At 70.2% G+C, this 14041-nt stretch carries 11 protein-coding genes; 8 read left to right on the top strand and 3 right to left on the bottom strand.

The window, feature by feature from the left end:
- The first annotated feature begins 39 nt into the window (after nt 1-39).
- From uvrC to whiA, 4 genes are all read left to right on the top strand, one after another.
- Entirely contained in the window at nt 40-2067 is a 2028-nt protein-coding gene (uvrC, locus tag OHB21_RS32560; RefSeq protein ID WP_067509578.1) for an excinuclease ABC subunit UvrC, read from the top strand.
- Nucleotides 2068-2183: 116 nt separating this feature from the next.
- Nucleotides 2184-3110, top strand: coding sequence for an RNase adapter RapZ (rapZ, locus tag OHB21_RS32555; protein ID WP_067509576.1), 927 nt, complete (start codon nt 2184-2186; stop codon nt 3108-3110).
- Complete coding sequence (locus OHB21_RS32550; protein WP_067509573.1) at nt 3107-4153, top strand: gluconeogenesis factor YvcK family protein; 1047 nt, start codon at nt 3107-3109, stop codon at nt 4151-4153. The genes rapZ and OHB21_RS32550 overlap by 4 nt, the downstream gene beginning before the upstream one ends.
- On the top strand, nt 4144-5127 hold the full coding sequence (whiA, locus tag OHB21_RS32545) for a DNA-binding protein WhiA (protein ID WP_067509571.1): 984 nt from the start codon (nt 4144-4146) through the stop codon (nt 5125-5127). Before OHB21_RS32550 ends, whiA begins: the two co-directional genes overlap by 10 nt.
- 39 nt (nt 5128-5166) lie before the next feature.
- Here whiA and OHB21_RS32540 read toward each other — a convergent pair whose 3' ends face one another.
- The gene (locus tag OHB21_RS32540; RefSeq protein WP_067509569.1) at nt 5167-5886 is read right to left on the bottom strand and encodes a class I SAM-dependent DNA methyltransferase; all 720 of its coding nucleotides are present in this window, start codon (nt 5884-5886) and stop codon (nt 5167-5169) included.
- Nucleotides 5887-6201: 315 nt separating this feature from the next.
- On the opposite strand from OHB21_RS32540, the gene gap reads away from it, so the two are divergent.
- From gap to tpiA, 3 genes are read left to right on the top strand one after another with little or no spacing between them, the layout of a single operon-like run.
- A complete protein-coding gene (gap, locus tag OHB21_RS32535; protein ID WP_113974904.1) occupies nt 6202-7218 on the top strand; it encodes a type I glyceraldehyde-3-phosphate dehydrogenase in 1017 nt (338 codons plus the stop codon).
- Nucleotides 7219-7223: 5 nt separating this feature from the next.
- Nucleotides 7224-8438 (top strand): phosphoglycerate kinase, encoded by a 1215-nt coding sequence (locus OHB21_RS32530; RefSeq protein WP_195126420.1) that lies wholly within the window; start codon nt 7224-7226, stop codon nt 8436-8438.
- A 3-nt stretch (nt 8439-8441) separates the two neighbouring features.
- Entirely contained in the window at nt 8442-9227 is a 786-nt protein-coding gene (gene tpiA / locus OHB21_RS32525) for a triose-phosphate isomerase (RefSeq protein ID WP_067509551.1), read from the top strand.
- Between the two features lie 67 nt (nt 9228-9294).
- On the opposite strand, the gene OHB21_RS32520 is transcribed toward tpiA, so the two are convergent.
- Complete coding sequence (locus OHB21_RS32520) at nt 9295-10092, bottom strand: META domain-containing protein (protein ID WP_067509549.1); 798 nt, start codon at nt 10090-10092, stop codon at nt 9295-9297.
- Nucleotides 10093-10552: 460 nt separating this feature from the next.
- On the opposite strand from OHB21_RS32520, the gene OHB21_RS32515 reads away from it, so the two are divergent.
- On the top strand, nt 10553-11071 hold the full coding sequence (locus tag OHB21_RS32515) for a hypothetical protein (RefSeq protein WP_232331757.1): 519 nt from the start codon (nt 10553-10555) through the stop codon (nt 11069-11071).
- 591 nt (nt 11072-11662) lie between these two features.
- Here OHB21_RS32515 and OHB21_RS32510 read toward each other — a convergent pair.
- A complete protein-coding gene (locus tag OHB21_RS32510) occupies nt 11663-13822 on the bottom strand; it encodes a protein kinase domain-containing protein (RefSeq protein WP_195124470.1) in 2160 nt (719 codons plus the stop codon).
- Between the last annotated feature and the right edge of the window lie 219 nt (nt 13823-14041).

Below are 14041 nucleotides of genomic sequence, written 5' to 3'. Positions count from 1 at the left end.
ACCGGCGAGCTTGTCGGACGCCGTCGTTAGGCTGATCGGGTGGCAGATCCAGCGACGTACCGGCCCGCGCCGGGCACGATCCCCGTCGAACCAGGGGTCTACAAGTTCCGGGACGCACACGGCCGGGTCATCTACGTCGGCAAGGCCAAGAGCCTGCGCAGCCGCCTCAATTCGTACTTCGCCGATGTGGCGTCGCTGCATCCGCGCACCAAGCAGATGGTCACCACGGCGGCGAGCGTCGAGTGGACCGTCGTCTCCACCGAGGTGGAGGCGCTGCAACTGGAATACAACTGGATCAAGGAGTTCGATCCGCGCTTCAACGTCCGCTACCGGGACGACAAGTCCTACCCGGTGCTCGCGGTCACGCTGAACGAGGAGTATCCGCGCCTGTTCGTGTACCGGGGCGCACGGCGCAAGGGGGTGCGCTACTTCGGCCCGTACGCGCACGCCTGGGCCATCCGCGAGACCCTGGACCTGCTGCTGCGCGTGTTCCCCGCCCGCACCTGTTCGGCGGGAGTCTTCAAGCGGCACAACCAGATCGGGCGCCCCTGCCTGCTCGGCTACATCGACAAGTGCTCCGCGCCCTGCGTCGGGCGGGTCAGCGCCGACGAACACCGCCGCATCGTCGAGGACTTCTGCGATTTTCTCGCGGGCCGCACCGACCGCATGGTCCGCGAACTGGAACGCCGCATGCACGCGGCCGCCGAGGACCTCGACTTCGAGACCGCCGCCCGCCTGCGCGACGACGTGCAGGCGTTGCGCCGCGCGCTGGAGAAGCAGGCCGTGGTGTTGGGCACCGGCACCGACGCCGACGTGATCGCCTTCGCCACCGACCCGTTGGAGGTGGCCGTGCAGATCTTCCACGTCCGCGACGGACGGGTGCGCGGCCAGCGCGGCTGGGTGGTCGACAAATCCGGCGACGCGATCGACACCGTCGAATCCGGCGGCGAGATGCGCGCGCTGGTGGAGCAGTTCCTCACTCAGTTCTACGGCGAACAGGCCGCCTACGCCGATCAGAGTCCCGAGGAGCAGCCCGCCGGGGTGGTGCCGCGCGAGGTGCTCGTCCCCGAACTGCCCGCCGACCACGAGCAGATCCAGGAGTGGCTGAGCACGCTGCGCGGCTCGGCGGTGCGGCTGCGGGTGCCCCAGCGCGGGGACAAGAAGGCCCTCGCAGAGACCGTGCAGCGCAACGCGCTCGAGGCGCTGGCCCAGCACAAGCTCAAGCGCGCGGGCGATCTCACCTCGCGCTCGGCGGCGCTGCAGGACATCCAGGACGCGCTCGATCTGGATTCGGCGCCGTTGCGCATCGAATGCGTCGACATCAGCCACGTGCAGGGCACCGACGTGGTGGCCTCGCTGGTGGTGTTCGAAGACGGACTGCCGCGCAAGTCCGAGTACCGGCACTACGCCATCAAGGAGGCCGCGGGGGAGGGCCGCTCCGACGACGTGGGCAGCATTGCCGAGGTCACCCGGCGCCGGTTCGCCCGGCTGCGGCGCGAACGCGACGAGGTGGAGTCGGCCGAACTCGGCGGCCCGGTGCCCGCGGGGGAGCCGCTGGTCGACGCGGAGGACGAGGACCTGGGTTCGCGTCCCGGGATCGATCCGCGCACCGGCCGTCCGCGCAAGTTCGCCTACCCGCCGAACCTGTACGTGGTGGACGGCGGCGCGCCGCAGGTCGCGGCCGCCGCGGAGGTGCTGGACGAACTCGGCATCACCGACGTGGCGGTGATCGGCCTGGCCAAACGCCTCGAGGAGGTGTGGGTGCCGGGCGAATCCGATCCGGTGATCATGCCCCGCAACAGCGAGGCCCTGTTCCTGCTGCAACGGGTGCGCGACGAGGCGCACCGCTTCGCCATCACCTTCCACCGCAGCAAGCGGTCGCGCCGGATGACGGCCTCGGCGCTGGATTCGGTGCGCGGGCTGGGCGCGGCGCGCCGGACGGCGCTGGTCACTCATTTCGGGTCGGTCGCCAAACTCAAACAGGCCACCGTGGAGGAGATCACCGAGGTCCCCGGCATCGGCGTGGCCACCGCGAAAGCGGTGCTCGCGGCCCTGCGGGAGGAGTAGCGCCCGCGCGGGCGCGCACCCGGCGCGCCGGATTCGCGTACGTTGAGTGTCTGCGCCCGGCACCGAGGCCGGTGCGGGATGATCGAGAGGTAACTGGACACGGACTCCGGTAGGACATGACACGCGTCGATACGAACAACAATGCGGGCGGCCTGCTGCGGCAGCAGGTCGAGGTCGTCATCGTGACCGGGCTCTCCGGGGCGGGCCGCGGCACCGCCGCGCGCGTGCTGGAGGACCTCGGCTGGTATGTCGCCGACAATTTGCCGCCCGAGCTGATCGGGCGGCTGGTGGAGCTGGGCGCCTCGGCGCAGCCGCCGATCCGCAGGCTCGCTCTGGTGATGGACGTGCGCAGCCGGTTCTTCACCGGTGACCTGTCGGTGGTCACCGAGCAACTGCGCGACCTCGGCGTGCGCACCCGCGTGTTGTTCCTCGAGGCGTCCGACGACGTGCTGATCCGCCGGTTCGGCTTCGCGCGCCGCCGCCACCCCTTGCAGAGCGAGAGCGCCGACGGCACGCTGTCGGCGGGCATCGCCGCCGAACGGGTGGCGCTGGGCGCGGTGAAGGCGGCCGCCGACCTGGTGATCGACACGACCGAACTGTCCATCCACCAGCTGCACCGCAAGCTGGAGGAGGCCTACGGTGTGGGCGCGCCGGCCGCCCTGCAACTGACCGTGCAGTCGTTCGGCTTCAAGTACGGGGTTCCACTGGACGCCGACATGGTGTTGGATGTGCGTTTTCTACCCAATCCACATTGGATACCGGAATTGCGGGAACACACGGGGCAGGAGGCCGTGGTCAGCGAGTACGTGCTGTCGCGCCCCGGCGCCGACGACTACCTGCACACGTGCCGCCACCTGGTCGATCTGACGACGAACGGTTACCGCCAAGAGGGGAAGCGATACATGACGGTGGCAGTGGGCTGCACGGGGGGCAAGCACCGCAGCGTGGCGATCGCCGAGGCGATCGGCGAACTCATCGGGGCGGAGTCCGACGGCTCCGCCGACGTCGTGCGCGTCGTCCACCGGGACCTGGGGCGCGAATGACGGGGTGGGAATCGAATCCCGCCATCGTCGCTCTGGGTGGTGGGCACGGCCTGTACGCGACGCTGACCGCGGTGCGGCGGCTGACCAGGAAGATCTGCGCGGTGGTGACCGTCGCCGACGACGGCGGCTCCTCGGGCAGGCTGCGCGCGGAACTGGGGGTGCCCCCGCCGGGCGATCTGCGCATGGCGCTGGCGGCGCTCTCGGCCGATCCCGAGGGCGTGTGGGCGCGCACGGTGCAGCACCGCTTCGGCGGCACCGGCGCGCTGGCGGGGCATTCGGTCGGGAATCTGATCCTCGCCGGGCTGACCGAGGTCCTCGGCGACCCGGTCGCGGCGCTGGACGAGGTCGCCAGAATGTTGCGGACCACCGGACGGGTGTTGCCGATGTCGCCCATCGCGCTCGATATCGAGGCCGACGTGTCCGGCTTGGAGGCCGATCCCCGGGTGAGCCGGTGCATCCGCGGGCAGGTGGCGGTGGCCACCACGCCGGGCAAGGTGCGCCGGGTGCGGCTGATCCCCTCCGATCCGCCCGCCAGCCCCGAGGCCACCTCCGCCATCGAGCATGCCGACGTGGTGGTGCTCGGTCCGGGATCGTGGTTCACCAGCGTGATTCCGCACGTCCTCGTGCCCGAGCTGCGCGACGCCCTGGTGTACACCAGGGCCAGGAAGATCCTGGTGCTCAACCTCGCGGCCGAGCCCGGCGAGACGGCCGGGTTCTCCGCGGAACGCCATCTGCATGTATTGTCCCAGCACGCACCGGAATTCGTCGTCGACGAGGTTCTCGTCGATTCGGGGTCGGTGCCGGAAGGCCGGGAGCGCGAACATGTGGCCAGGGCTGCCGAACAGTTGCGGGCACGGGTAACCTTCTCCGATGTCGCCGAAGCGGGGACGGACCGGCATCACCCCGGAAAGCTCGCCGCCGCACTGGATCAGCTGATCCGGCAGCCTCGGGCGCACATGGCAGGGCTTCGAGTCGAGGGACGGCACATGGGCGCGGATGTGCGGTCCGGGTTGGGTGGAAAGGAGCGCGTCTCGTGGCGATGACATCCGAAGTGAAGGACGAGCTGAGCAGGCTCACGGTGTCGCAGGTGAGTTCCCGCAAGGCGGAGCTGTCGGCTCTGCTGCGTTTCGCGGGCGGCCTGCACATCGTCGGGGGGCGGGTGATCGTCGAGGCCGAGGTGGACATGGGATCCATCGCCCGCAGGCTGCGCCGCGAGATCTTCGAGCTCTACGGATACGGCTCCGATGTGCACGTGCTCGGCGCGGGCGGATTGCGCAAGACCTCCCGGTATGTCGTGCGGGTGTCGAAGGAGGGCGAGGCGCTGGCGCGCCAGACCGGACTGCTCGACGTGCGCGGCCGCCCGGTGCGCGGACTGCCGGCCCAGGTGGTCGGCGGCAGCATCGCCGACGCCGAAGCCGCTTGGCGCGGAGCGTTTCTCGCGCACGGCTCGCTCACCGAACCGGGCCGGTCCTCGGCGCTCGAAGTGAGCTGCCCCGGCCCCGAGGCGGCGCTGGCGCTGGTCGGCGCGGCGCGGCGGCTCGGCATCACCGCCAAGGCGCGCGAGGTGCGCGGCACCGACCGCGTGGTGGTGCGCGACGGCGAGGCCATCGGCGCGCTGCTCACCCGGATGGGCGCGCAGGACACGCGCCTGACCTGGGAGGAGCGCCGGATGCGGCGCGAGGTGCGCGCCACCGCCAACCGGCTCGCCAACTTCGACGACGCCAACCTGCGCCGTTCGGCGCGCGCCGCGGTGGCCGCGGCCGCCCGTGTGGAGCGCGCCCTCGAGATCCTGGCCGACGAGGTGCCCGATCATTTGGCCGCGGCGGGCAAGCTGCGCGTGCAGCACCGCCAGGCCTCTCTGGAGGAACTCGGCCAGCTGGCCGAACCGCCGATGACGAAAGACGCTGTGGCGGGCCGCATCCGGCGCCTGCTCTCGATGGCCGACCGGCGCGCCAAGGAACTCGGTGTCCCCGACACCGAATCCGCCGTCACCGCCGAACTCCTCGACGACGCCTGAGCGTCCCCGGCCCCGTCGCGCTCGCGCGGCGGGGCCGAATCACGCTGCGCGCCAGACGTAAGCGGCGGAGACGGGGTGGCCGCGGAAGCGTTCCCACTTCGGTTTGGCCGTGATCCAGTGGTCGTCGACGAGGCTTTCGACCATGTCGGTGAGGGTCCAGCCGTTGGCCAGTCCCGCGCGGATCTGGTCGCCGACCGGATGCACGTGGGTGGTGATCGCGACGGATTCGCCCGAGTCGTCGGTGTAGTGCGTCGGCATGCCCGAGGCCATCGCGAAGTGCGGGTGATAGGACGCCAGCAGGAACGTCCCGCCCGGCCGGACCAGCCTGCGGGCCTCGGCGTAGAACGGTCCCAGATCGGGCAGGTGCTCGTCGATGAGCGAGGAGACCACCAGGTCGTAGACCCCGGTGGGCAGGCCGGTGTCGCGCACATCGCCTTCGGTGAGCGTGGTGTGCGCGCCCCGTTCGCTCGCCCGCGCCAGCATGCCGGGGCTCAGGTCGACGCCGTCGATCTCGCCGGTCACGCCCCGCGCGCGCAACCACGCGGCGGTACGTCCGGTTCCGCAGCCCAGGTCGGCCACGCGGCGGGCCGCGGCCGGGTGGGGTGGTGCGAGCGGGTCCGGCGGCAGGAGACGGTCGAGCACCGCGAGGTCCATCGCGTCCGGCACCGAGTCCTCGTAGGTGTCCGACCAGCTGTCGTAACCGGTGACCACGTCGACCGTGCGGTAGTGGCGGGTGTCGTAGGCGGCGAAGTCGGGCACGGGTCGAGTGTGGCCCGCGCGGCCATCGCTCGCCAATGATTTTGCGGCAGGCCACCGTTCGTGAAGGGCGGTTCGCCCGGATTCCGTCAATCGCCATTGGCGCCGGGCCGGTCGGTTCGCGCTGGGATTTCGCCGGGGCCGTCGCGGGCCTGCCCACGGACGGTTGCCCAGGTGGGCGGCGGTGGACCGCGCGGGCCGGTCGCGGTGGGCGCGGCGTCCGCACTATCCAGAGGTACGTGTCGGTGAGGTAGCGGCGAAGCATTAGTGTGAAGAAGGCATCGGAATGAATCCGCTTGAAAGCTGAGGAGCGATAACGTGACTGTCCGGGTAGGCATCAACGGCTTCGGTCGTATCGGACGTAACTTCTTCCGGGCGGTGGAGGCGCAGAAGGCGCTGGGCACCACCGACATCGAGATCGTCGCGGTCAACGACCTCACCGACATCAACACCCTGGCGACGCTGCTGAAGTACGACTCGATCCTGGGCCGGCTGCCCCAGGACGTATCCGTGGACGGTGACACCATCGTGGTCGGCGACCAGCGGATCAAGGCGCTGGCCATCAAGGAGGGCCCGGCGGCCCTGCCGTGGGGCGACCTGGGCGTCGACGTCGTCGTCGAGTCCACCGGCATCTTCACCGACGCCGCCAAGGCCAAGGGCCACCTGGCCGCGGGCGCCAAGAAGGTCATCATCTCCGCGCCGGCCTCCGGCGAGGACATCACCATCGTGGTCGGCGTCAACGACGACAAGTACGACGGCAGCCAGAACATCATCTCCAACGCCTCGTGCACCACGAACTGCCTCGGCCCGCTGGCCAAGGTGCTCAACGACGAGTTCGGCATCGAGCGCGGCCTGATGACCACCATCCACGCGTACACCCAGGACCAGAACCTGCAGGACGCGCCGCACAAGGATCTGCGCCGCGCCCGCGCCGCCGCCCTGAACATCGTGCCCACCGGCACCGGCGCCGCCAAGGCCATCGGCCTGGTGCTGCCCGAACTGCAGGGCAAGCTGGACGGCTACGCGCTGCGCGTGCCGGTCCCCACGGGCTCGGTCACCGACCTCACCGCCACGCTGGCCAAGTCCGCCTCGATCGACGAGATCAACGCCGCGTTCAAGGCCGCCGCCGAGGGCCCGCTGCAGGGCATCCTGAAGTACAACGTCGACCCGATCGTCTCCAGCGACATCGTCACCGACCCGCACTCCTCGATCTACGACGCGCCGCTGACCAAGGTCATCGACAACCAGGTGAAGGTCGTGTCCTGGTACGACAACGAGTGGGGCTACTCCAACCGCCTCGCCGACCTCATCGGCATCGTCGGCAAGTCCCTCTGAGCCGCATGACCGTCAAGACACTCCAGGATCTGCTGGGCGACGGAGTCGAGGGCCGGGGCGTGCTGGTGCGCTCCGACCTGAACGTCCCCCTCGACGACAACGGCGAGATCACCGACCCGGGGCGCATCATCGCGTCCGTGCCGACCATCAACGCGCTGGTGGAAGCCGGCGCGAAGGTGGTCGTCACCGCGCACCTGGGCCGCCCCAAGGGCGAGCCGGACCCGAAGTTCTCCCTCGCGCCGGTGGCGGCGAAGCTGGCCGAACTGCTCGGCCGCAACGTGCAGCTGGCCGGTGACGTGGTGGGCTACGACGCGCTCTCGCGCTCGGAGGGCCTCACCGACGGCGATGTGCTGCTGCTGGAGAACGTGCGTTTCGACGCGCGCGAGACCAGCAAGGACGACGCCGAGCGCGGCAAGCTGGCCGCCGCCCTGGTGGAGCTGGTGGGCGAGGACGGCGCGTTCGTCTCCGACGGCTTCGGTGTGGTGCACCGCAAGCAGGCGTCGGTGTACGACGTGGCGAAGCTGCTGCCGCACTACGCGGGCACGCTGGTCGCCGCCGAGGTCGACGTGCTGGCCAAGCTGACCGAGACGTCCGAGCGGCCGTACGCGGTGGTGCTCGGCGGGTCGAAGGTGTCCGACAAGCTGGCCGTCATCGAGGCGCTGGCCCCCAAGGTCGACACCCTGGTGATCGGCGGCGGCATGTGCTTCACCTTCCTCGCCGCGCAGGGCCTGTCCGTGGGCGCCTCGCTGCTCCAGGACGAGATGATCGAGACCTGCAAGGGTCTGCTCGAGCGCTATGCCGACGTCATTCACCTGCCCTACGACATCGTCGTCGCCGACAAGTTCGCGGCCGATGCCGAGTCGAAGGTGGTGCCCGCCAACGAGATTCCCGAGGGCTGGCTGGGCCTGGACATCGGTCCGGAGTCCGTGGACCGGTTCACGGCGCTGCTCACCGAGGCGAAGACGGTGTTCTGGAACGGCCCGATGGGCGTGTTCGAGTTCGAGAAGTTCGCCGCGGGCACCCGCGGGGTGGCCGAGGCCATCGTGACCGCCACCGGCAAGGGGGCGTTCACCGTGGTCGGCGGCGGCGACTCGGCCGCGGCCGTGCGCGCGCTCGGGCTGCCCGAGGACGGTTTCTCGCACATCTCCACCGGCGGCGGCGCGTCGCTGGAGTACCTGGAGGGCAAGGAACTGCCCGGTATCGCGGTGTTGGAGGACTGAACCATGGCACGCAAACCGCTCATCGCGGGCAACTGGAAGATGAACCTCAACCACCTCGAGGCCATCGCCCTGGTGCAGAAGATCGCGTTCGCGCTGCCGGAGAAGTACTTCGAGAAGGTGGACGTGGCGGTCATCCCGCCGTTCACCGACATCCGCAGCGTGCAGACCCTCATCGAGGGCGACAAGCTCCTGCTCACCTACGGTGCGCAGGACGTGTCCACCCACGACGCGGGCGCCTACACCGGTGAGATCAGCGGCGCCATGCTCGCCAAGCTGGGCTGCGCTTTCGTGGTGGTCGGCCACTCCGAGCGGCGGCAGTACCACGGCGAGGACGACGCCACCGTGCTGGCCAAGGCCAAGCAGGCGCTCGGGCACGGGATCACCCCGATCGTGTGCATCGGCGAAGGGCTCAACGTCCGCGAGGCCGGCACGCACGTCGAGTACAACCTCGAGCAGCTGCGCGGTTCGCTGAAAGGCCTGACGGCCGAGGAGATCTCGAAGGTCGTCATCGCCTACGAGCCCGTGTGGGCCATCGGCACCGGCAAGGTCGCCACCCCGGCCGACGCGCAGGAGGTGTGCGGCGCGATCCGCGCCGAGCTGGGCGAACTGGCCTCCCCGGAGGTCGCCCAGACCGTGCGGGTGCTCTACGGCGGTTCGGTGAACGCCAAGAACGTCGGCGAACTGGTCGGACAGGCCGATGTCGACGGCGCGCTCGTCGGTGGTGCGTCGCTCAAGGGTGACGAGTTCGCCACCCTGTCCGCGATCGCCGCGGGCGGACCGATGCTGTAGGTCTCGCGGAAGTCGCTGGGCCCGCCGGGGTTTCGATCCCGGCGGGCTTTTGCGTTCGGGGGTTCGGTTACTGCGCGGTGAGTGTCAGCCCGTGACCGTTGTCGTTGCGGAGGGTGAGCTGGTTCGCGTCGACGGTGGCGGTGGTGCGGCCGTCGAGGGCTCGCAGCACGGCGGTTTCGACCTCCATGACCTCCGGTGCGCACATCATCTTGGTGGTGCCCGCGCGGAAGGTGATCACGGTCGAGTCGGGGCCGGGCTCCACGGTGGCCGTGCCCATGACGCGGTTGCAGCCCGCCGTGCCGGTGAGGCCGCCGTCCTCGGCGATGGTGAGCGTGGGTTTCGCGTCGTCGAGCGCCTGGGAGCGGATGTGCGCGTCGGGGGTGCTGAGGCCCGTGACGACCCAGGTGGTGCCCTGGATGGGTCGGTCGGGGTCGGCGACCTTCTTGTCGAGCAGGGTGACGGTCTGGTCGGCGCTGGTCAGCGTGAGCGTGTCGCCGTCGAGCCGCCAGGTGGGGTTCGCACTCAGGAGGGTGTCCACCCACTGGTCGGCGCCCGCCGTATCGCCGGTACAGCCCATCAGGGTGCTGGCCAGCTGACCGACCCGCATCACATCGCCCTCGAACGTCACCGTGCCCGACGCGGTGTTGCATCCGGCATTGGCGCTGATCCGGTCGGTGCCGAACGTCAACGTCAGCGGTCCGCCACCGGGAATCGGCGCACCCTCCACCTCGGTGGACAGGAAGGTGCGGTCGTGCGGGGGCGTGGTGGCGGCGGGTTCACCCGTGTCGTCCCCACCACCCGAGCAGGCGGCGGCGCCGAACACGAGCAGCAACAGCGGGGCGAATCGGACGAGTGAACGTGGCATACCGGCGATGCTACCGACGCGCGGCGCCGGAGCTGACGAACGGGCAGGTCCGAGCGTGTGATGGGTTCGTCGTGCGGGGGTTCGGTGTGCCCGGTGGTTGCGGGTCGTGTGCCTTGGTTCGGCGGTTGGCGTGGTCGATCGATGGGATGCCGTTGCTGGGTATGGTGTTCCGTCGGCGATCTGAGCACTTGTCCGTCAGCCGGCGCACGGCGCGGGCGGCATCCCTACCGAGTTCGATTCGGGTCGGCGCCGTCTGGCCTGGGCGATGCCGCTGAGTCGCTCGCGGACTCGGCTGAGAGCGGGTTGATCGACCGGTGGCGATCCGGGCGCGGCGATATTAGGTGGCGTGGGGCGCGTAGTCGTGAGAGGTTGACGCGTGGAGTGCGGCGAGCAGCCGTGCGGGTCGAAGGGTGGGGCAGTGCGACTGTGGACGCTGCAATCTCCGAAAGTTGTTGCGGCTGTGGCGGAGAACGGGATCTACCGCGCGTCTTGGGATCGCGTGACGGTGAATTGGCGGCCCGCCTATCGGGCGATGGTCGCGGAGATGGAGCGCCGGAGCATCGCCTGCCACGGCGCACCGCCGGTGTGGTGCTGGCCGGGCCGGGCCTGGCGGCGGGGGCCGGTGCGCATGACAGCCGAGCTACTGCTCGGCGACCATGAATGGGCGCGCGGCGTGTGCCTGGTTCGCCTCTCCGTACCTCGCGCGCTCACCCTCACGACGTCGTACGCGGAGTGGAACGACTACCTCGGCGTCACGATGGCGTTGCTGGCGCAGGACGGCCGCACCGACGGCCCGGCCTTCGACGCGGCCGACGCCCCGATGGACTGGTCGGGCGCACCGACCCACGATCACGACGGCCACCAGATCGTCATCCCCGAGCTTCGGCGCGAATGGATCGTCGACTCCCGGCGGTATGCGCCGAGCCCGGACATCGCCGCCCGCATCGCCGCCGACCCCGCTCTGCGCGACTACGTATGAGGGGACGATGATGCGTTGACGTCGCCCGCACGTGCCATCCGAGTGCGGCGCGGACTGCGTCGAGTTGGGTGAGTTCGCTCGTGGCGTGCTGGGCGTCAGGACGAACGCTGGCGTTCTCGATACACGTAAGCCGAGCGGCAAGGCCTTTCGGGTGCTGGCGATCCCACTCGCGAAGAGCGGCTGGCCGCCGTGCGGCACCGTGAAAGATTCGCGCCGCCGGTCGCGGCAAGGGCAGTCGCACGCCCGGCGCCTACCGGTTCGGCACCTTCCTGTTCGCGGCGCTGACGGTCGCGCACTTCGTCGCCAACGAGAGCTGGTTCGGCAAGATCGCGGGCACGGTGATGTTCGCGGCGGGCGCCCTCGGCCGCGCGGTGGGATGGTCCTCGGCCGCCGAGAGGCTGCGGATTACGCAGCGCCGGCGGTCGACCCGGTCGAGCGGTCCTCGCCCCGCCGAACCGGTGTGACCCGCGCCGAGGTGGGTGCGAGCCGAGCTGGGTGCGCGTGCTCGCCCTCGACGCGCCGACCTGGGTCGAGAACCACTCGTAGTCAGGAGGTTTCGAATCGGCCGGAAGCTGATCGGCCCGCGCCCGTTCAGCTGACGGTCGCCTGTTCGATGATCACCGGTGTGACCGGACGCCCGTCGTCGGGTCCGTTGGTGCCGTCGGTGCCCACCGCCGCGATCTTGTCCAGGGTGGACAGGCTCTCGTCGGACAGGGTGCCGAAGATGGTGTAGCTCGGGGGCAGCGCCGAATCGCCCCAGACGAGGAAGAACTGGCTGCCGTTGGTGCCGGGCCCGGCGTTGGCCATCGCGACCGTGCCGCGCGCGTAGGTGACCATGGCGGACGTGTCGCCCGCGTACTCGTCGATAGGGTACTCGTCGTCGAAGCTGTAACCGGGGCCGCCGGTTCCGATGCCACTGGGGTCGCCGCATTGCAGCACGCGCAGATTCTCGTTGGTGGTGATGCGGTGGCAGGAGGTGTCGTCGTAGTAGCCCTGTTCGACCAAGCTGACGAAATTATTTACCGTGCACGGGGATTGGGCGGAGGCCAGAGTGAGTCGCAGCGGGCCTTGCGAGGTGTTCAGGTCCGCCGTGACCGTCGGACCCGCCGTGTACCGGCTTTCGGGTGGGCGCACCGGTTTCGCGGCGGGACTGTTCGAGGCGGGGTAAGAGCATTCCACCGCACCGGATTTCGGTGTTCCGGGGCGGGGTTCGTCACCGGAGACGGGGTTGGCGTTCGCGGTCGTGGGCGTGCTGGTGGTTCCGGCGGCCGGGGTGCCCGGATCCGACGAACGGGATACGGTATAGGCGACCGCCGCGACGACGGCGATCAGTACGATCGCCGCCGCGCCCACGGTGAGGGCGGTGACGGTCGAATTCCTTTTGGCAGGTGAGGAATTCGGAGGGCTGACGGGTTGCCCGTAGGCGTTCCAGTCGGCGCCGGGCGCGCCAGGGAATCCGCTCTGCGGGCCCGGGAATCCGGGTTGCGAGCTTGGCGGTCCGGGTTGCGAGCCGGGGAGTCGTGGGTGCCTGCTGGGGGAGGCCGGTTGTGCGCTGGGGAGTCCAGGTTGGGAGCCGAGGCGTCCGGGGTGCGCGCCAGCGGATTCGGGTCGTGAGTCCGCGGATTCGGGGTGCGTGTCATGGGAGTCGTAATGGGGCGCACCGGAATCGGCGGCTCGCCCGCCGGACACGGTCGGCGGGGCGCCCGAGAAACCCCAGTCGGGTCCGGACCGCTGGAACTCCGGCGGCGTCGAAGTCGATTCCGCACCGGGACCTTTCCCGAGCGACAGCGGGGTGTCTTGCGCCGGAACGCTTTCCGAGCCTGCCGCAGCGGATCCAGACACCGGTCCGCCGAACCCGGACGCCGCACCCGCCGGAAAGTAGCCCAGCGCGGTGGGCGGCGCGTGCCCCACCTGGGGCGCACCGGCGAGCGCGTCCCTGGCCGCGTCGGCGAACTCCGCGCAGGTGGTGAAGCGGTCCCCGGGCTCTTTCGCCAGCGCCCGGGCCAGCACGGCGTCCAGCGCGGGCGGTAGGTCGGGGCGACGACTACTCAGCGGCGGGGGCTGGTGGTGCAGGTGCCCGGCGATGACGGCTGTCGCGCTGTCGGCGTCGAACGGCGGCGCGCCGGTGAGGAGGGTGTAGAGCGTGCAGGCGAGCGAGTACTGGTCGGACTTGGCGTCCAGCGGCAGCGCCGAAAGCTGTTCCGGCGAGGCGTAGGTGAGCGTGGCGTGGAAGGTTCCGGTGCGGGTGAGGTTTTTGGTGTCGTCGCGCAGGCGGGCGATCCCGAAGTCGGTGAGCAGGATTCGTTCCCCGTGGCCCGGTTCGGGGCGCGCCATCAGGATGTTGCCCGGTTTCACGTCGCGGTGCAGGACGCCCACGGCGTGCGCGTAGTCCAGCGCCCGCGCCGTCTCGGTGACGACGAGGACCGACTGCTGCGGGGTGAGGCTGTGCGGCGGGATCTGCGACAGGTCGACACCGTCCACGTACCGCATCGCGATCCACAGCCGATCGTCCTCGACGCCCCGGTCGTACACGGCGACGATGTTCGGGTGATCGAGCCGCGCGACCACCTCGCCTTCCCGCTCGAACCGCGCGCGTTCCTCCGAATCCGCCCCCATCCCCGCCGCGAGCACCTTCAACGCTACGAGACGCGGCAGTCGCGGATGCCGCGCCAGATACACCACGCCCATCCCGCCCTGGCCGAGCACCCGCTCCACCTGGAATCCGGCGAACACCCCACCGGGCCGCACCATGAATCAACCTCCCCGACTGCCGAGACCCCGAACCATACAGCGGAAACACGATCCGGCCCGAGCAAGGCCCAGCCGCACTCACTCCCCACCGCTAGGGCCGGTCGGATAGCACCTGCACGCATCGGCCCCAGCACGACGGCTGTGGACGTGCTCGCCACGCGGAATCACCTCGCTCGCCGGTCGCCCAGCGGCTCGGTCGTTGGTTGCGTGTCCGACGAT

It is taken from the genome of Nocardia puris (genome assembly GCF_036051655.1).
Taxonomy (GTDB): domain Bacteria; phylum Actinomycetota; class Actinomycetes; order Mycobacteriales; family Mycobacteriaceae; genus Nocardia; species Nocardia puris.
Note: the sequence above shows the minus strand (reverse complement) of the source record. Positions and strands in the feature narration are given on the sequence as shown.

Coding starts and splice junctions, on each gene's coding strand:
- OHB21_RS32550 (WP_067509573.1), top strand. CDS start 3,107: ATGACGGGGTGGGAATCGAATCCCGCCATCGTCGCTCTGGGTGGTGGG.
- tpiA (WP_067509551.1), top strand. CDS start 8,442: ATGGCACGCAAACCGCTCATCGCGGGCAACTGGAAGATGAACCTCAAC.
- OHB21_RS32510 (WP_195124470.1), bottom strand. CDS start 13,822: ATGGTGCGGCCCGGTGGGGTGTTCGCCGGATTCCAGGTGGAGCGGGTG.
- OHB21_RS32530 (WP_195126420.1), top strand. CDS start 7,224: ATGACCGTCAAGACACTCCAGGATCTGCTGGGCGACGGAGTCGAGGGC.
- OHB21_RS32520 (WP_067509549.1), bottom strand. CDS start 10,092: ATGCCACGTTCACTCGTCCGATTCGCCCCGCTGTTGCTGCTCGTGTTC.
- rapZ (WP_067509576.1), top strand. CDS start 2,184: ATGACACGCGTCGATACGAACAACAATGCGGGCGGCCTGCTGCGGCAG.